At 72.1% G+C, this 16,167-nt stretch carries 19 protein-coding genes; 9 read left to right on the top strand and 10 right to left on the bottom strand.

The features are described 5' to 3' along the window. Nucleotides 1-19: 19 nt before the first annotated feature. From ACSQ2D_RS18105 to ACSQ2D_RS18095, 3 genes are all read right to left on the bottom strand, one after another. Nucleotides 20-1,195 carry an ArsA family ATPase gene (locus ACSQ2D_RS18105; RefSeq protein WP_435987311.1) on the bottom strand — a complete coding sequence of 392 codons (1,176 nt, stop codon included), beginning with the start codon at nt 1,193-1,195 and terminating at the stop codon, nt 20-22. After that, on the bottom strand, nt 1,192-2,256 hold the full coding sequence (locus ACSQ2D_RS18100; RefSeq protein ID WP_435987310.1) for an ArsA-related P-loop ATPase: 1,065 nt from the start codon (nt 2,254-2,256) through the stop codon (nt 1,192-1,194). The genes ACSQ2D_RS18105 and ACSQ2D_RS18100 overlap by 4 nt, the downstream gene beginning before the upstream one ends. A 118-nt stretch (nt 2,257-2,374) precedes the next feature. Then, entirely contained in the window at nt 2,375-3,136 is a 762-nt protein-coding gene (locus tag ACSQ2D_RS18095; protein ID WP_435987309.1) for an alpha/beta hydrolase family protein, read from the bottom strand. Nucleotides 3,137-3,209: 73 nt separating this feature from the next. On the opposite strand from ACSQ2D_RS18095, the gene ACSQ2D_RS18090 reads away from it, so the two are divergent. From ACSQ2D_RS18090 to ACSQ2D_RS18070, 5 genes are read left to right on the top strand one after another with little or no spacing between them, the layout of a single operon-like run. Next, nucleotides 3,210-3,365, top strand: a complete 156-nt coding sequence (locus ACSQ2D_RS18090; RefSeq protein ID WP_142179199.1) for a DUF4177 domain-containing protein — start codon at nt 3,210-3,212, stop codon at nt 3,363-3,365. Nucleotides 3,366-3,379: 14 nt separating this feature from the next. Next, on the top strand, nt 3,380-3,844 hold the full coding sequence (locus tag ACSQ2D_RS18085; protein WP_020145788.1) for a RidA family protein: 465 nt from the start codon (nt 3,380-3,382) through the stop codon (nt 3,842-3,844). 18 nt (nt 3,845-3,862) lie between these two features. After that, complete coding sequence (locus ACSQ2D_RS18080) at nt 3,863-4,735, top strand: NUDIX hydrolase (protein ID WP_435987308.1); 873 nt, start codon at nt 3,863-3,865, stop codon at nt 4,733-4,735. A 40-nt stretch (nt 4,736-4,775) separates the two neighbouring features. Continuing rightward, entirely contained in the window at nt 4,776-5,573 is a 798-nt protein-coding gene (locus tag ACSQ2D_RS18075; RefSeq protein ID WP_435987307.1) for an MBL fold metallo-hydrolase, read from the top strand. Between the two features lie 20 nt (nt 5,574-5,593). Continuing rightward, nucleotides 5,594-6,256, top strand: a complete 663-nt coding sequence (locus ACSQ2D_RS18070) for a nucleoside/nucleotide kinase family protein (protein ID WP_435987306.1) — start codon at nt 5,594-5,596, stop codon at nt 6,254-6,256. A gap of 98 nt (nt 6,257-6,354) precedes the next feature. Here ACSQ2D_RS18070 and ACSQ2D_RS18065 read toward each other — a convergent pair whose 3' ends face one another. The 3 genes from ACSQ2D_RS18065 to gntA all read right to left on the bottom strand — a co-directional run bounded on the left by ACSQ2D_RS18065 (nt 6,355) and on the right by gntA (nt 8,648). After that, a complete protein-coding gene (locus tag ACSQ2D_RS18065; RefSeq protein ID WP_020145792.1) occupies nt 6,355-7,032 on the bottom strand; it encodes a Crp/Fnr family transcriptional regulator in 678 nt (225 codons plus the stop codon). A 64-nt stretch (nt 7,033-7,096) separates the two neighbouring features. Beyond that, a complete protein-coding gene (locus ACSQ2D_RS18060) occupies nt 7,097-7,780 on the bottom strand; it encodes a DUF1989 domain-containing protein (protein WP_435987305.1) in 684 nt (227 codons plus the stop codon). Nucleotides 7,781-7,871: 91 nt separating this feature from the next. After that, the gene (gntA, locus tag ACSQ2D_RS18055; protein ID WP_435987304.1) at nt 7,872-8,648 is read right to left on the bottom strand and encodes a guanitoxin biosynthesis heme-dependent pre-guanitoxin N-hydroxylase GntA; all 777 of its coding nucleotides are present in this window, start codon (nt 8,646-8,648) and stop codon (nt 7,872-7,874) included. A 234-nt stretch (nt 8,649-8,882) separates the two neighbouring features. On the opposite strand from gntA, the gene nth reads away from it, so the two are divergent. From nth to ACSQ2D_RS18035, 4 genes are all read left to right on the top strand, one after another. Then, the gene (gene nth, locus ACSQ2D_RS18050) at nt 8,883-9,542 is read left to right on the top strand and encodes an endonuclease III (protein ID WP_435987875.1); all 660 of its coding nucleotides are present in this window, start codon (nt 8,883-8,885) and stop codon (nt 9,540-9,542) included. Further along, entirely contained in the window at nt 9,539-10,282 is a 744-nt protein-coding gene (locus tag ACSQ2D_RS18045) for an NUDIX hydrolase (RefSeq protein ID WP_435987303.1), read from the top strand. The genes nth and ACSQ2D_RS18045 overlap by 4 nt, the downstream gene beginning before the upstream one ends. Next, nucleotides 10,279-11,481: a MarP family serine protease gene (locus tag ACSQ2D_RS18040; protein ID WP_435987302.1), complete on the top strand. Its 1,203-nt coding sequence runs from the start codon at nt 10,279-10,281 to the stop codon at nt 11,479-11,481. Before ACSQ2D_RS18045 ends, ACSQ2D_RS18040 begins: the two co-directional genes overlap by 4 nt. 155 nt (nt 11,482-11,636) lie before the next feature. Next, the gene (locus tag ACSQ2D_RS18035) at nt 11,637-12,422 is read left to right on the top strand and encodes a GNAT family N-acetyltransferase (RefSeq protein ID WP_435987301.1); all 786 of its coding nucleotides are present in this window, start codon (nt 11,637-11,639) and stop codon (nt 12,420-12,422) included. A 107-nt stretch (nt 12,423-12,529) separates the two neighbouring features. Here ACSQ2D_RS18035 and ACSQ2D_RS18030 read toward each other — a convergent pair whose 3' ends face one another. From ACSQ2D_RS18030 to ACSQ2D_RS18015, 4 genes are read right to left on the bottom strand one after another with little or no spacing between them, the layout of a single operon-like run. After that, nucleotides 12,530-12,922 carry a universal stress protein gene (locus ACSQ2D_RS18030; protein WP_435987300.1) on the bottom strand — a complete coding sequence of 131 codons (393 nt, stop codon included), beginning with the start codon at nt 12,920-12,922 and terminating at the stop codon, nt 12,530-12,532. Beyond that, nucleotides 12,919-14,469 carry a tripartite tricarboxylate transporter permease gene (locus tag ACSQ2D_RS18025; RefSeq protein ID WP_435987299.1) on the bottom strand — a complete coding sequence of 517 codons (1,551 nt, stop codon included), beginning with the start codon at nt 14,467-14,469 and terminating at the stop codon, nt 12,919-12,921. The genes ACSQ2D_RS18030 and ACSQ2D_RS18025 overlap by 4 nt, the downstream gene beginning before the upstream one ends. Next, the gene (locus ACSQ2D_RS18020) at nt 14,469-15,056 is read right to left on the bottom strand and encodes a tripartite tricarboxylate transporter TctB family protein (protein WP_435987298.1); all 588 of its coding nucleotides are present in this window, start codon (nt 15,054-15,056) and stop codon (nt 14,469-14,471) included. Before ACSQ2D_RS18020 ends, ACSQ2D_RS18025 begins: the two co-directional genes overlap by 1 nt. A 2-nt stretch (nt 15,057-15,058) precedes the next feature. Further along, nucleotides 15,059-16,084 carry a Bug family tripartite tricarboxylate transporter substrate binding protein gene (locus ACSQ2D_RS18015; RefSeq protein WP_435987297.1) on the bottom strand — a complete coding sequence of 342 codons (1,026 nt, stop codon included), beginning with the start codon at nt 16,082-16,084 and terminating at the stop codon, nt 15,059-15,061. Nucleotides 16,085-16,167 lie beyond the last annotated feature (83 nt).

The raw sequence follows: 16,167 nt of genomic DNA, 5'->3' as shown, positions 1-16,167 counted from the left end.
GTCGCCACCCGAGGGTGGGTCACGACCCCGCTAACGCATGCCCGATCTCGCGCAGGCCGTCGAGGTCGTGGACGTCGCGTCCCAGCGCCGGCACCTGCACCACGGGTATGCCGGGGTGTGACCGTGAGAAGCGGTCCGCGAGCTCACGCTGTCGCTCGGCCGTGCGCACGAGGGACGCGTGCAGCCGCAGCAGTCCGGCGGCGTTCGACGCCGACTTCGGGCCGCCGCTCTCCTCGAGCGACTCCGCGGCCGCGAGCGCGCGCGACGGGGTGACCCCCGTCGCCGAGACACGACCGATCCGGTTGACGACGAGCCCGGCGAGCGGCATGCCGTCCGCTTCCAGGCGGTCGACGAAGTAGGACGCCTCACGGAGCGCGTCGCGCTCGGGTGCGGCGACGACGAGGAAGGCCGTGCCGTCCTCGGAGAGCAGGCGGTACGTCTCGTCGGCGCGCTCGCGGAAGCCGCCGAACATCGTGTCGAGCGCGTTGACGAACGTCTGCACGTCGCTGAGCATCTGCCCGCCGAGGATCTTCGTCATCGTCGAGGTCACGATCTGCACGCCGACGCCGAAGACCTTGAGGCCGGCGCGGCCGCCTGCCTTGGCCGGCGCGGTGAGCAGGCGGATGAAGCGTCCGTCGAGGAAGCTGCCCAGCCGGTTGGGGGCGTCGAGGAAGTCGAGGGCCGAGCGCGACGGCGGGGTGTCGACGACGATGAGGTCCCACGGGGCGTCCTCGGTGCCGGCGCTCGCCTTGAGCTGGCCGAGCTTCTCCATCGCCATGTACTCCTGCGTGCCCGCGAACGAGCTGCTCACGGCCTGGTAGAAGGGGTTGGCGAGGATCTGCTCGGCCTTGCCCGGCTCGGAGTGGGCGATGACGACCTCGTCGAAGGTCCGCTTCATGTCGAGCATCATCGCGTGGAGGCTGCCGCCTGCCGACGTGTCGATGTCGGTGACGGGGCGCGGCGTGTTGTCGAGCTCGGTGAGGCCGAGCGACTGGGCCAGGCGACGCGCCGGGTCGATGGTCAGGACGACGACCTTGCGGCCCGACTCGGCGGCGCGCAGACCGAGGGCCGCGGCGGTCGTGGTCTTGCCGACGCCGCCGGAGCCGCAGCAGACGACGATCTGTGTCGCCGGGTCGTCGATGAGGGCGTCGACGTCGAGGGCGGGGGCCTTGGTCGAGACGGGGCCGGGGCTCATGCGTCGACCCGGTCGGTGTCGCCGTGCGGGCCTGCGGGGGGCGCGGCGTGACGGGCGAAGAGCGGGACGAGGAGGTCGGCGAGCTCGCGGACCGAGCCCGAGTCGACCCCGCCGGGCAGGGCGGGCAGCTCGGTGATCGGCAGGCCCGTGGCCTCGAGGAGGGCGAGCTGCTCGCGCTCGAGGTCGATGCGCTGGGCGTGGTCGCGGGCCTCCTCGAGCAGGCCGTCGACGAGCTCTGGCGTGGCCCGGACGCCGGCCTCGCCGAGCTGGGTGCGGATCGAGGCCTTGTGCAGCCGACCCTCGCGGGCCTGCGCGAGCGCCGTGTCGTCGAGGAGGGGCTCGCGCACCATGTTGACGATGATCGCGCCCGGGTGCAGGCCCTTGGCGCGGAGGTCGTCGATGGCCTCGAGCGTCTCCTGCACGGGCATCTCCTCGAGGAGGGTCACGAGGTGCACGACGGTCTGCTCGGACTCGAGCAGGCGGGTGATCGAGCCGGCCTGCGAGGCGATCGGTCCGACGCGGGCGAGGTCGGCGACCTCGGAGTTGACCGAGAGGAACCGGCCGATGCGTCCCGTCGGCGGGGCGTCGAGGACGATGCCGTCGTAGACGGGGGCGGCGTCGCCCTTGTGCCTGCCGTCCCTGCGCCGCCGGTTGGCCTCGTAGATCTTGCCGATGAGCAGGACGTCACGGACGCCCGGCGCGATGGTCGTCGCGAAGTCGATGGCGCCGAACTTCTCGAGGAGCTTGCCGGCGCGGCCGAGCTTGTAGAAGAGCTGGAGGTACTCGAGGAGGGCGGCCTTGGGCTCGATCGACAGGCCGACGACCTCGCCGCCACCCGGGAGACGCACGATGCGGGTCTCGTCGGTACCGAGAGGAGGCACGTCGAAGGTCTGGCTGATGCCCTGTCGCCCCTCGACCTCGGTCAGCAGCACGTGGGCCGGCGTCGACGCGAGGGCCAGGGCGATCGCGGAGGCGACGGTGGTCTTGCCCGTGCCGCCCTTGCCGGTGACGACGTGCAGCCGCGCTCGCGCCCAGGAGGGGTCGGTGGGGCCGGTCGTCACCCCTCCACCTTAGGGCGCGCCGAACGGGACACCCCCCGCCGCGGGCCTCCAGGGGACGTCGCCTCCGTCACTGCCCCGCCTGGCGGGGCAGTGACATGGAGCCGGGCGTCCGGGACCGTCAGGTGAGGGAGCGGACGGCGGCCAGGACTGCGGTGAAGGCTTCCGTCTGCGGGTCGATGACGGCGAAGTGGTCGGCGTCGGGCACGACCTGCTCGGTCACGTCGCCGCCGGCCGCCTTCGCCTTGGCCACGTAGTCGTCGGCCACGGCCGGGGGCACGGTGTCGTCGTCCGCGCCGTTGACGAGCCGCACCGGCACCTTCGGCGGCAGGGTCGACATCGGGTCGGCCGACGTCCACGCGGCCGTGCCGGGCCCAGACCCGACGAAGTCACGCGTCGCGTCGGACCCGAGGTGCAGTCGGTCCGCCGCGCCGAGGTCGACGACCCCGGCCAGCGACACGACGCCGGCGATGCCGCGCTCCCGGGCCCAGGGCTGGCCGGCCGCCCACGCGACGAGGTGCCCGCCGGCGGAGTGTCCGACGAGGACGAGCGGCTTGGGCAGGTCCGGCTGCGACGCGATCGACGCGACGAGGTCTTGCACGTCGTCGAGGGTCCCGGGGACGCCGCCACCCGGCATACCGACTCGGCGGTACTCCGCCAGCACGACGTGGTAGCCCGCCCCCGCGAAGGCGTGGGCCTCGGGGACCGCGTGCTCCCGGTCGTACTGCGCCCGCCAGAAGCCGCCGTGGACGACGACCACCGTGCCCGTCGCCGCAGGGGCGCCCGGAGCCGGTGGGATGACGTCGTAGACCTGTGCGGGGTCGCTGCCGTAGGCGCGGGTCGAGGCGCTCGCGGCGGACGTCGTCGAGGGGCTGCTCGTCATGGGCGTCATGGTGCCACCCGCGTCACCGACGCACCCCGAGAGAGCCGGGGTGACACTGAGTAGGGTGATGGCCATGACCCAGTGGGAATACCTCACCGCACCGCTTCTGATCCACAACACCAAGCAGATCCTCGACAACTTCGGGGCGGACGGGTGGGAGCTCGTCCAGATCGTCAACGGTCCCGACGGCACGAGCCTCGTCGCCTACTTTAAGCGTCCGAAGTCCTGAGGAGTCACCGCACCATGTCTGCAGTCGAAGACCGTCTGTCCGAGCTCGGCCTCACCGTGCCCGAGGTCGTGCCGCCCGTCGCCGCCTACGTCCCCGTCGTCCGTGAGGGCGACCTCGTGTTCACCTCGGGTCAGCTGCCCATGGTCGACGGCTCCCTCGCCGCGACCGGCAAGGTCGGCGCCGAGGTCGACGCCGAGACCGCCAAGTCCCTCGCCGAGACGTGTGCCCTCAACGCGATCGCGGCCATCAAGTCCGAGATCGGCGACCTCGACACGGTGACCCGTGTCGTCAAGGTCGTCGGTTTCGTCGCCTCCGACCCGGGCTTCACCGGCCAGCCCGGGGTCATCAACGGCGCGAGCGAGCTGCTCGTCAAAGCCTTTGGTGACAAGGGAATCCATGCTCGTTCGGCCGTCGGTGTCGCTGCGCTCCCCTTGGACGCACCCGTCGAGGTCGAGGTCATCGTCTCCGTCGCCCGGTGAAGGCAGGGTGAGGGCACGATGACGGCAGGTGAGCGCCAGGTGACCGGCTCCATGGGTCGCCAGTTCCCCCTGACCACGACACCCGGCATCTCCGACGCCGCCGGCCGCTGGCTCGCCGGCGAGCGCTGGGACGAGGCCGAGCCCCGACGCGCGAGCACCGTGATGCTCGTGCGCGACGGCGTCGGCGGCGTCTCCGAACCGGAGGTCTTCATGCTCCGGCGCGTCTCCGGGATGGAGTTCGCGCCGAGCACGATGGTCTTCCCCGGCGGCTCCGTCGACGAGCGGGACGGCGAGATCGGCCTGCCGTGGGCCGGTCCCTCGCCGTCCGAGTGGGCCGACCGGCTCGGCTGCTCGCCGGCCGAGGCGCAGATGTACGTCGCGGCCGCGATCCGTGAGGTCTTCGAGGAGTGCGGCGTGCTCCTCGCGAGCCCGTCGGCGAGCGGACCGCTCGCGACGGTCGACGGTCCCGAGTGGCTCGACATCCGTCTCGCCCTCGTCGACCGCCGGCTCTCGCTGGCCGACGTGCTCCGCGACAAGGGTCTCGTCCTGCGCTCGGACCTCATCGTCGCCAAGGCGCACTGGCTGACCCCGGTCTTCGAGCCGCGCCGCTACGACACGTGGTTCTTCGCCGCTCTCATGCCGCCCTTCCAGGTGGCCGACGGCGAGACCACCGAGGCCGACCAGGCCACGTGGGTGGTGCCATCCGAGCTGCTGAGGGCGTATGCCGCCGGGTCGGCTCTCATGCTGCCCCCGACGGTCGTGTGCGTGGAGGAGATCCGCGACGCGCCTTCTGCCGCAGACGTCGTCGTGCACAGCGACCACCTTCCGCTCATCATGCCGGAGGTCGTCGACGGCCCGGGCGGGCCTGCGATGGAGATCGTCGAACGATGAGCCCGATGGCGCCGTCGGGCCGGCCCCGGGAGGTGGCGCGGTGATCGGGACCGCGGCCGACCCCGGCTGGCTCGGCGGCGTCACGAGCGAGCGCGCCGAGTGCGTGCTGTGCCCCAACCCGTCGCCGATGACCCTCGACGGCACGAACACGTGGCTGCTCGCCGAGCCCGGGTCCGACGAGGTCGTCGTCGTCGACCCGGGCCCGCTCGACGAGGGCCATCTGCAGGGTGTCCTGCGGCGCGTCGCCGACACCGGCCGGCGGGTCGCCCTGACCCTGCTCACCCACGGCCACGACGACCACGCCGAGAGCGCCGACCGCTTCCACGAGCTGACCGGTGCGCCGGTGCGCGCCTTCGGACGAGGGCACGACGACCTGCGGGCGGGCGAGACCATCACCGTCGGCGGACTCGAGATCGTCGCCGTCGAGACGCCCGGGCACACGAGCGACTCGTTCTCGTTCGTCCTGCCCGCCGACAACACGCTCCTCACCGGCGACACCATCCTCGGCCGCGGGACCACGGTCGTGGCGTGGCCCGACGGCAGCCTCGAGGCCTACCTCGCCTCGCTCGACCGCATCGAGGCCCTGACCCGGGCCGGTGACGTCACGAGCCTGCTCCCCGGCCACGGGCCGTTCGTCGCCGATGCGGCCGCCACCGTGACCTTCTACCTCACGCACCGCGCCGAACGTCTCGACCAGGTGCGCGACGCGGTCGCCCGAGGTGCGCAGACGGCATACGCCGTCGTCGAGGAGGTCTACGCCGACGTGCCGCGCAGCGTCTGGCCGGCGGCCGAGCTCTCGGTGCAGGCCCAGCTGGAGTACCTCCGCACCCATCCGTGAGCGGGTGGCAGACTCGGGCCGTGCAGCATCCGGGGATCGACGAGCTGGCGGCAACGGCGGTGGCGCTCGTCGGTGACGGCCGCCGCGTCGTGCTCGGCATCGCCGGCGCTCCCGGGGCGGGCAAGTCGACCCTGGCCGAGGCGCTCGTCGATGCCGTCGCCGCGCGCCAGGGGCGCGAGTGGGTCGGGCATGTGCCGATGGACGGCTTCCACCTCGCCGACGCCCAGCTCGACCGGCTCGGCCTGCGCTCGCGCAAGGGCGCGCCCGACACGTTCGACGCCGACGGGTACGCCGCCCTGCTGCGCCGCATCGTGGCCGAGCCCGACGCGTGGGTCTACGCGCCGGGCTTCGACCGCACGCTCGAGCAGCCCCTCGCCGCGGCCATGGTCGTGCCGCCGGCCGCCCGCCTCGTCGTCACGGAGGGCAACTACCTGCTGCTGCCCGAGGAACGGTGGGAGCGGGCTCGGGCCTCTCTCGCCGAGGTGTGGTTCGTCAGCGGTGACGACGACGTGCGCCGGTCGCGGCTCGTCGACCGGCACGTCCGCTTCGGCAAGGAGCCGGCCGCGGCCGAGGCGTGGGTGGCCGGCAACGACGACCTCAACGCGGTACTCGTCGCCGCGGCGGCCGGCCGGGCTGACCGTGACGTCACGAACGGACCGGCGGGCTGGGCCTTCTCGGGGTGAGGTGACCGGCAGCGGGTCCCGGCGTGTTCTCGGGAGCTGAGCTGCCTAGCTGAGCTGCCTAGCTGAGCTGCCTTGCAGCGCAGCTGATCTCGCGTCTGTCAGCGAGCGCGGCGCTTGAGCCGCTCGACGTCCTGCAGGAGCACGGCGCGGGCCTCGAGACGCAGCCAGCCGCGCGTCGCGAAGTCGGCGAGGGCCTTGTTGACCGTCTCGCGGGAGGCGCCGACGAGCTGCGCGAGCTCCTCCTGCGTGAGGTCGTGGGAGACCATGATGCCGCCCTCGACGGGCCGGCCGAAGCGCTCGGACAGGTCGAGCAGCGCCTTGGCGACACGGCCCGGGACGTCGGTGAAGACGAGGTCGGCGAGGTGCGCGTTGGTGCGGCGCAGGCGCTGCGCGAGAGCCGCGAGCAGGGCCTTGGAGACCTCGGGACGGCCGGTGAGGATCGCCGTGAGGGAGTCGTTGCCGAGGCCGAGCAGCTGCGTCTCGGCGACGGCGGTGGCCGTCATGGTGCGCGGGCCCGGGTCGAAGAGGCTGAGCTCGCCGAACATCTCGCCGGGGCCGAGGATCGCGACGAGGTTCTCGCGGCCGTCGGGGCTCGTGCGGCCGAGCTTGATCTTGCCCTCGGCGATGACGTAGAGCGTGTCACCCCGGTCGCCCTCGTGGAACAGGACGTCGCCGCGCTCCATGTGCGACCGGCTCATCTCGGACTGCAGGGCGGAGGCCGCCTCGTCGTCCAGAGCCTTGAACAGGGGCGCACGCCTCACCACGTCGAGATCCACGGGGTCAGTGTGCCACGTCGTACCCGCCCGCGCCTTGCCACTGCAGGCGTTTCGGGCCGCGGTCTCAGTCGTCGATGCGGTAGTCGATCGGCTTGCAGACGCCGTTGTTGGACTTCTCGGCCGAGCAGGCGGTGAGGCCGACGACGAGGTCGGCCTCGGCCCGCAGCACGAAGCGGTCGCCCGCCCTGGACGTCGGGGGGTCGATGTGCAGCTCGCCGCCGCGCTCGTTCCACACGTTCATGAAGATGTTGAGCGTCGTCGAGATGCGGTCGGGATCGACGCCGAAGGCCGCCATGTTCGTCGCGAGGTTCTCGAAGCAGCTCGGGTGGTAGGCGCCCTCGAACTCGGGGTAGAGCAGGTCGAAGGTCTGCTGCGAGCAGGGCGTCAGCAGGATGTCGTGGTGCCCGCACGTGTCCTCGACGACGGTCGCCATCGGCCGGCTGCGGTTGCTGTAGAGGACCGAGCCGGTGGTCACGGCGGTCGAGTTGGCGTAGTCGATGGTGCGGCCGGAGCTGAACCACTCGTCGCGGTCGTCGTCCATGACGGCGAAGAAGTCGCTGACCTGCTCGCCGGTCGGGTCGACGACGGTGAGGCGCTGCCCTGCGCGGAGCAGGAAGGCGGTGCCGGTCTGGGGGGCGAGCCGGGTCAGGTCCATGCCGTCACGGTAGCCGCCGGCCGGTTGCAGCACGGGGCCGCCGGGGCCGAAGAGGCGGTCGGTCATGAGCCGTGCGTCCTGCGAGATCGTCATCCTTGCTCCCCTGGTGGTCGGTCGTGTGTCGGGTCGGTCGTGCGTCGGGTCGGTGGTGCGTCGGGTCGGTGGTGCGTCGGGTCGTGCGCGTCTAGTCGGCGTCGTGGACGTCGAGGGGTGGCTCCCACCCCGCGGCGTGCCGGCGCCCGGAGTACTGCATGGCCTCGCTGCTGTCGCCGTGGTCGGCGACCATCGGGTTGACGAAGCCCTGGAGGTCCTCGTCGCGCCGGCGGATCGTCGTGCGCATGCCCTCGAAGCGTCCCTCGGCCCGCAGCTCCTCGAACTGGTCGTGCGGGTTGAAGACGAGCGTCGGCAGGGGCGCGCGGCGGGCCACGCGCGAGGCGGCCGGGTGGAGCCCGACGATGAAGTACGCCGTGCCCCCGGCGGAGAAGGCGAAGTGCGGGTCGTTGGGGTCCGAGCCCACCCCGTCGGCCCACGAGCGGTCGTCGGCGTCGTGCAGCCGCTGGAGCAGCTCGAAGAGGGAGGACTCGAAGCCGGCCTCGTCGGTGGGCAGGGGCCCGCGGAAGGTCGCGATGAAGGAGTGGAAGCCGCTCTCCCCCTCGATGGACCGGGCGAAGGCGGCGAGCCGCTCGAGCAGCTGCGCAGGCACGTCCGGGTCGGTCATGTCGTCGAGGACGGCGTGCGCGACGCTGCCGCGGCGGAAGACGGACTTGGCCCCGAGGCAGGGGAACTCGGCGTGGGTGACCATGAGCTCGAGGGCCCGGACGACGTCGTCGTCGGAGGCGTGGGCGAGGTCCATGTCGGCGAGCATGGCCAGGGTCGTCTCGAGCCCGTGCCGCTCGTCGGGGGCCTGCAGCCCGGGCGCCGTGGTCGGCGTAGGGGCTTCGGTGCGCGTATCCGTTGACATGTCGGACTCCTCCCGTGCAGGCAGGACGTACCCACCTCGGGTTCGCTTCACGCGCAACCTTGGACGCGCCCCGGACGGACCCGCACCGAACCCTGGACGGGGCGACCCGGCGGACCGCCCGACGGAGGCGGACAGCGGGTGACAGCGCGGCGGCATACAGTGTCGTCCGTGTCCCCCCGAGCCCTCGTGATCGACGACGAGACCCCCGTGGCGCGGACCCGGCGCGCCCGGAAGATGTACCGCTCCCTCCACGAGCGCTACCCCTACGCCCACTGCGAGCTCGACTTCACCACCCCGCTCGAGCTGCTCGTCGCGACGATCCTCTCGGCGCAGACGACCGACGTCGGGGTCAACAAGGTGACGCCGATCGTCTTCGCGAAGTACCCGACAGCCGCGGACTACGCGAACGCCGACCGCACCGAGCTCGAGACGATCATCCAGCCGACCGGCTTCTACCGCGCCAAGACCGACTCGCTCATCAAGCTCGGCATCGCCCTCGTCGAGCGCTTCGACGGGCAGGTGCCGCCGCGCCTCAAGGACCTCGTGACCCTGCCCGGTGTCGGCCGCAAGACCGCCAACGTCGTGCTCGGCAACGCGTTCGACATCCCGGGCATCACCGTCGACACGCACTTCGGGCGTCTCGTGCGCCGCTTCGGCTGGACCGAGGAGGAGGACCCGGTCAAGGTCGAGCACGAGATCGGCCAGCTCTTCATGCGCAAGGACTGGACGATGCTCAGCCACGTCGTCATCTTCCACGGCCGCCGCACGTGCCATGCCAAGAAGCCGGCCTGCGGGGCGTGCCCGGTGGCGCGCTGGTGCCCGAGCTACGGCGCCGGCGAGACCGACCCCGACAAGGCGGCGAAGCTCCTGAAGTACGAGCTGGCCCCGAAGTGACGAGCACCGTCAGCCGGATCGCGTATGCCGGCAGGTCGGGTTCCATCGAGCCCTCCCCGGCGCTCGGGGCGGGGGCCGTGCCGCGCCCCGCGTGGATGGACGAACTCGCGGTGCGCCTCGAGGAGGTCGCGCCCGAGTGGTTCTCGCGCTTCCTGCCCCCGGAGGAGGGCGGCCGCGAGTCGGCGGTGCTCATCCTCTTCGGCCCCCCGCCTGCCGGGGCCGACGACGACAGCGAGCACGTCGTGCTCATCGAGCGCTCGCACACCATGCGCACCCAGCCGGCCCAGATCGCCTTCCCCGGTGGCTCCCGCGACCCCGAGGACGACGACCTCGTCGCGACGGCGCTGCGCGAGGCCGAGGAGGAGACGGGAGTCGACCCCGCGGGTGTCGACGTCGTGGCCCAGCTGCCCTCGCTCTTCCTCGCGCCGGCGCAGTTCGTCGTCGCGCCGGTGCTCGGCTGGTGGGCCCAGCCCTCGCCCATCGGGGTCCGCGACCCGGCCGAGGTGCACGACGTGCTCTCGGTGCCGGTCTCGCACCTCGTCGACCCGGCCACCCGCTTCTCGGTGACGCACCCGTCCGGCTACGTCGGCCCCGGCTTCGACCTCGACCACCTGCTCCTCTGGGGCTTCACCGCCGGGCTCATCAGCAGCGTCCTCGAGCTCGGCGGCCTGTCCCGGCCGTGGGATCCTGAGATCAGGCGCGAGCTCCCCGAGCGCTACCTGGGAGGGAGGCGTCCATGACCGGCAGCGTCGTGCTCGACATCGCCCTGGTCCTGCTCCTGCTGGCCTACGCCTACTCCGGCTACCGGCAGGGCCTCATCCAGAGCGTCTTCTCGCTCGTCGGCTTCTTCGTGTTCGCCATGTTCGCGGTGTGGCAGCTGCCCGAGATGCTCGCACGCTGGGAGGCGGTCGCCGACAACGACCGCACGCGCGTGCTCGTGCTCATCCTCGGCGTCGTCGCCTTCGGGTGGCTCGGCCAGTACCTCGGCAGTCTCCTCGGATCACGGATCCGGCGCCAGGTCGGCCAGACGTCGCTGCGCCGGGTCGACTCGGCCCTGGGCGCCGTCGTCGTCATGCTCGCCGCCAGCCTCATCATCTGGTTCATCGGCGGGGCGCTGCGCACGGCGGGCAACCCGTCGCTGTCCAAGGCGATGGCCGAGTCGAAGGTGCTGCAGGTCGTCAACTCCGTCGTCCCCGAGCAGACCGGCCAGGTCTTCGCGAGCTTCCGCGGTTTCCTGTCGAGCCAGGGCTTCCCCCAGGTGTTCGGCGATCTCGCTCCCGAGCCGATCACGCCGGTCCAGGACCCCGACCCCGAGGTCGCGCAGTCGCCGGCCATCCGCGAGGCCGGCCGGTCCGTCGTCAAGGTGACGACCCAGTCCCAGTCGTGCCAGCGCGGCCAGGAGGGCACCGGCTGGGTGCTCTCGCCGGGCCGCATCGTCACCAACGCCCACGTCGTCGCCGGCGCCGACGAGGTGCGGGTGGAGGGCGGCGACCAGACACTGCGGGCCCGAGTCGTCGTCTTCGACGCGCGCCGCGACCTCGCCGTGCTCAGCGTGCCGGGGCTCTCGCTGCCGGCGCTCCCGCTCGGCGGCGAGCTGAAGCGCGGAGACTCGGCCGCGGTCCCGGGCTATCCGCTCGACGGCCCCTACCGCGTCGTCTCGGCCCGTGTCCGGGCCCAGCTCGAGGCCCGAGGGCTCGACATCTACGGCCGCGAGCGCGTGATCCGCGAGATCTACTCGCTCGCCGCGACCGTCCAGCCGGGCAACTCGGGCGGGCCCCTGCTCGACACCGAGGGGCGCGTCGTCGGGGTCATCTTCGCCAAGTCGCTCGAGGACGACTCGACCGGCTACGCCCTGACCCTCGCCGAGGCACGGCCGGTGCTCGACCAGGCCACGTCGGCCGGGGCGGCGGTCGACACCGGCGCGTGCGTCGCCGGCTGACCCTCTCAGGACGCCCACTCGAGTGGTCACTTCGGTGCGGCCGGTTCGCGTGCAGGAGTGACCACTCGAGTGGGGGCCGGCGTCGAGTGGTCACTTCCGCGCGGCGAGTGGGGGAGGCGCGGACTCTGGCCTTTCGACGGTGGAAGGATCGGGGGGTGCGCATCGACAGTCCCGGGCTGACCACCGATCTCGACCTGTTGCGGCTGCAGGGCTCCACCGTCACGGACCACGGCGACCACCTCGTCGTGCGGACCCCGGCCAACCCGACCTTCTGGTGGGGCAACTTCCTGCTCGTGCCGACCGCGGCCCGCTCGGACGAGGTCGAGCGGTGGACCTCGCGTTTCGTGGCCGAGCTCCCGGACGCCCATCACCGGGCGATCGCCTTCACGCAGCCGGGCGGCGACACCGAGGCCTGGGCCGCCCACGGCTGGGACGTCGAGGTCGACGTCGACCTCGCCACGACATCGGTGCCGGCTCCCGCGACCGCACCGGACGGCATACTGCTCCGTGCGCTCGAGACCGACGACGACTGGGAGCAGTCGGCGCACGTCGGCGGGAGCGACACCCCCGAGGACCGGCGCGACGGGCGTCTCGTCTTCGAGCGGCGGCGGGCGGCGGCGCAGCGCGCGCTCGTCGAGTCCGGGCGGGCGCGGTGGTTCGGGGCGTTCGACGGCGACCGGCTCGTCGCGAACCTCGGCATCGTGCGGCTCGGTGACCTCGCGCGCTACCAGGACGTCGTCACGCTCGAGAGCCACCGGCGACGGGGCATCGCGGGCGCGCTCGTGCGGGCCGCGGGGGAGTGGGCGCTCGAGGACCCGGCCGTCGGGCGGCTCGTCATCGTCGCCGAGGACGGCGGGCCCGCGATCGGGCTCTACCAGCGGGCCGGCTTCGCCGAGGTCGCCCGCCACGTCGGCGTCTCCCGCGCCCCATCACCCACCTGACCCACGAAACCCCGTCGAGTGGTCACTTCCGTACGGGCTGGGGCGTGTACGGGAGTGACCACTCGAGTGGGTGGACGGGGTGGTGGTGGGGGCGTATGCCGGGTCGCTCAGTCGGCCTTGACGGCGAGGACCGGGCAGGTGGCGTCGAGCAGCAGGCGCTGCGCGGTCGAGCCGAGCAGCAGCTTGCCGACCGCGCTGCGGTGCCGGATGCCGATGACGAGCATCCGTGGCTGCTCCCGCTCGACGACGTCGAGCAGCTGGTCAGCCGGGTCGGTGCCGTGCTCGATGCGGCGCACCTCGTGCGTCACCCCGGACTCCGCGAGGTCGGCGTCCAGCCGGTCGAGGTCCGAGCCCTCGGCGCGGTGGGCGTCGACGAGCTTGTCGTCGCGGGACATGTTGATGACGAGCACCGACTCGTCGTGCGCCTTCGCCTCGGCGATGGCGGCTGCGAGGGCCGCCTCGCCCTGCGGGGTGGGGATGTAGCCGACGAGGATCGTCATGCCATGACCTCCGTCGTCGCCGTGGTGCTCGAACCCGGGCCACCATCGCCGTCCCGGCCGTGTCCACGACCCCGGCCGATCAGCCTGCCGACGACCGGCCACAGCAGCACGAGCGCGATGATCGCGTAGCAGACCCAGGCGACGGGGCCGCCGACGAGGCCGCTGAGGTCGCCGCCCGAGAGCTGGAGCGAGCGTCGCCCCTGCAGCTCGGCGAGCGGGCCGAGGATGACGCCGATGATGAGCGGCAGCACCGGCAACCCGAAGCGGCGCAGCGCGAAGCCGACCATGCCCAGCACGAGCAGGAGGAGCAGGTCGAACGGCTGGGCGTTGACGGCATACGCCCCCATGGAGGCGAAGAAGAGGATGCCGGCGTAGAGGTAGGGACGCGGGATCTGGAGCAGCTTGGCCCAGGCCGGGGCGAGCGGCAGGTTGAGCAGCAGCAGCATCGTGTTGCCGACGAAGAGGCTCGCGATGAGCGTCCAGACGAGCACCGGCTGCTTCTCCATGAGCAGCGGCCCGGGCTCGAGGCCCCAGCCCTGCAGGGCGGCCAGCATGATCGCGGCCGTCGCGTTGGTGGGCAGCCCGAGCGCGAGCATCGGGACCAGGGTGCCGGCGGCCGAGGCGTTGTTGGCCGCCTCGGGTCCGGCGACGCCCTCGATGGCGCCCTTGCCGAACTCCTCCGGTCGCTTCGAGAGCTTGCGCTCCGTCATGTACGACAGGAAGGTCGGGATCTCGGCTCCACCGGCGGGGAGGGCGCCGAACGGGAAGCCGAGCGCGGTGCCGCGCAGCCAGGGCTTCCACGAGCGGCCCCAGTCGTCCCGTCCCATCCACGGACGCCCGACCGGGATGACACCGGCAGCCTTGCGCCGCAGGTGGGCCGCGACCCAGAGCGCCTCGCCGACGGCGAAGATGCCGACCGCGACGACGACGACGTCGATGCCGTCGGCGAGCTGCGCGGTCCCGAAGGTCATGCGCTGCTGGCCGGTCACCTTGTCGATGCCGATGAGCCCGATGGCGAGGCCGATGAGCAGGGCCGCGAAGCCGCGGATGCGCGAGCTGCCGAGCACCGCGCTCGCGCCGGCGAAGGCCAGCAGCATGATCGCGAAGTACTCGGGGGCGCCGAGGCTGACGGCGAACTTCACGACCTGCGGCATGACCAGTGCGAGCAGCAGCGTGCCGATCGTGCCGGCGACGAAGGAGCCGATGGCCGCGGTGGCGAGCGCCTGGGCGGCCCGACCGGCCTTGGCCATCTTGTTGCCCTCGATGGCCGTCACGACCGAGGAGGACTCACCGGGGGTGTTGAGCAGGATCGAGGTCGTCGAGCCGCCGTACATGCCGCCGTAGAAGATGCCGGCGAACATGATGAGGGCCTGCGTCGGCTCGAGGCCGTACGTGACCGGGAGCAGCAGGGCGACGGTCATGGCCGGCCCGATGCCCGGGAGGACGCCGACGGCCGTGCCGATGGTGACGCCGATGAGGGCGAAGAGGAGGTTCATCGGGGTCAGGACGTGCCCGAACCCGTCGATGAGGTTGGCGAAGTTGTCCATCAGAGGATTCCTTGCAGCACGCCGGCGGGCAGGTTGACGTCGAGCCCGATGGCGAAGGCGTAGAAGGTGGCGAGCGCGAGGCCCAGGCCGAAGAGCACACCGCGCACGTGGTGGCGGTTGCCGAGGGCGAAGGCCGAGCCGGCGAAGAGGATGGTGCCGCTGATGACCCAGCCGAGCGGCTCGATGAGCAGCGCGTTGAGGATGAAGAAGCCGGCGAGCATGCCGAGGGTCTTCCAGTCCGAGCCGGTCGAGAGGTCGACGTCCTCGCCCTCCTCGGCGCTGCCGACGCCGCCGCGGTAGACGTCGACGGCATACAGCACTGCGGTCACGAGCAGCAGGATGCCGAGGATGATCGGCACGGGACGGGGACCCACGGGGTCGTTGCTGCTCGTCGCGTGACCGATGCGGGCCGCGTCGAAGAGCAGCAGCCCGCCGAGGACCGCGAGGAACGCGCACATGCCGTACTGTGCGCGGTCCCCGCGGGCCTGCGTGGGCACCCCGTCGGACGTGTCGACGGACGCGGCGGTGGGACTGGTCGCCCCACCGGCAGGCGCGTCGCGCGTGGGGTCGGGGGTGTGGTCCGACATGGTCAGCTGGCCAGTCCGAGGGTGGTGAGGATCTCGGCGACCGAGGCGTCCTGCTCCTTGAGGAAGGTGCCGAACGCCTCACCGGTCACGAAGGCGTCGGTCCAGCCGCGCTTCTTCATCTCGTCCTTCCAGCCCTGCGAGGCGTGCATCTTCGTCAGCGCGTCGATCCACGTGGCTTTGTCGGCCTCGGAGATGCCGGGAGGGGCCACGATGCCGCGCCAGTTGGTGAAGACGAGGTCGATGCCGGACTCCTTGAGGGTCGGCACGTCGGGCAGGGCGTCGATGCGCTTGTCGCTCGTCACCGCGAGGACCTTGACCTGGCCGGCCTTGACCTGGTCGAGGAACTCGCCGAAGCCGCTGGCACCGAAGGAGATCTTGTTGCCGATGAGGGCCGGGAGCAGCTCGCCGCCGCCGTCGAAGCCGATGTAGCTGACGGTCTTGGGGTCGATGCCGACGGCCTTGGCCAGCTGCATCGGGAGCAGGTGGTCGGGTCCGCCCGGGGACGAGCCGCCACCGACGTTGACCTTCTTCGGGTCGGCCTTCCACGCCGCGACGAGCGCCTTGACGTCCGTGTAGGGCGAGTCCTTCGGCACGACGATCGCGCCGGCCTCCTCGATGAGCTTGGCGATGGGGGTGGTGTCGTTGAGGGTGGCCTGGCTCTTCTGCGTGTAGGCCGCGCCGACGACGCCGAGGCCCATCTGCATGGCGAGCTTGCCGTTGCCCTTCTCGTTGACCGTGCGCTGCAGACCGACGGTGCCGCCGGCGCCAGGGAGGTTGAAGACCTGGATCGCGCTGGTGATCTTGGCGGCCTCCATGACCTTGGCCGCGGTGCGGGCGGTCGTGTCGTAGCCGCCGCCGGGCGCGTTGGGGACCATGATCTGGAGGTTGCTGGCGGGGGAGCCGCCGGCCGCGCCGGTGGCGGCGTCGTCCTTCTTGGCGGTGGCGCCGCAGGCCGAGAGGGCCAGGGCGGTGACGCCGACGGTGACGCCGAGCAGGATGGACCTGCGGGCGGGAGTGCGAGTGCTCATCGTTGAGGTCTCTTTCGCGTTCTGTGGCTGGAACGGCATGATCGTGGCCTGCGCCACGACGCCGTGTCGCCCTTGTGTCAGCA

This window comes from Terrabacter sp. LjRoot27 (genome assembly GCF_964254175.1).
Classification (GTDB): Bacteria; Actinomycetota; Actinomycetes; order Actinomycetales; family Dermatophilaceae; genus Terrabacter.
Note: the sequence above shows the minus strand (reverse complement) of the source record. Positions and strands in the feature narration are given on the sequence as shown.

Bases quoted from the DNA above. Each gene is read 5' to 3' on its own strand.
- ACSQ2D_RS18085 (WP_020145788.1), top strand. From the start codon at position 3,380: ATGTCTGCAGTCGAAGACCGTCTGTCCGAGCTCGGCCTCACCGTGCCC.
- nth (WP_435987875.1), top strand. From the start codon at position 8,883: ATGTACCGCTCCCTCCACGAGCGCTACCCCTACGCCCACTGCGAGCTC.
- ACSQ2D_RS18030 (WP_435987300.1), bottom strand. From the start codon at position 12,922: ATGACGATCCTCGTCGGCTACATCCCCACCCCGCAGGGCGAGGCGGCC.
- ACSQ2D_RS18060 (WP_435987305.1), bottom strand. From the start codon at position 7,780: ATGACGATCTCGCAGGACGCACGGCTCATGACCGACCGCCTCTTCGGC.
- ACSQ2D_RS18080 (WP_435987308.1), top strand. From the start codon at position 3,863: ATGACGGCAGGTGAGCGCCAGGTGACCGGCTCCATGGGTCGCCAGTTC.
- ACSQ2D_RS18105 (WP_435987311.1), bottom strand. From the start codon at position 1,195: ATGAGCCCCGGCCCCGTCTCGACCAAGGCCCCCGCCCTCGACGTCGAC.
- ACSQ2D_RS18025 (WP_435987299.1), bottom strand. From the start codon at position 14,469: ATGGACAACTTCGCCAACCTCATCGACGGGTTCGGGCACGTCCTGACC.
- ACSQ2D_RS18015 (WP_435987297.1), bottom strand. From the start codon at position 16,084: ATGAGCACTCGCACTCCCGCCCGCAGGTCCATCCTGCTCGGCGTCACC.
- gntA (WP_435987304.1), bottom strand. From the start codon at position 8,648: ATGTCAACGGATACGCGCACCGAAGCCCCTACGCCGACCACGGCGCCC.
- ACSQ2D_RS18040 (WP_435987302.1), top strand. From the start codon at position 10,279: ATGACCGGCAGCGTCGTGCTCGACATCGCCCTGGTCCTGCTCCTGCTG.
- ACSQ2D_RS18020 (WP_435987298.1), bottom strand. From the start codon at position 15,056: ATGTCGGACCACACCCCCGACCCCACGCGCGACGCGCCTGCCGGTGGG.
- ACSQ2D_RS18095 (WP_435987309.1), bottom strand. From the start codon at position 3,136: ATGACGAGCAGCCCCTCGACGACGTCCGCCGCGAGCGCCTCGACCCGC.
- ACSQ2D_RS18090 (WP_142179199.1), top strand. From the start codon at position 3,210: ATGACCCAGTGGGAATACCTCACCGCACCGCTTCTGATCCACAACACC.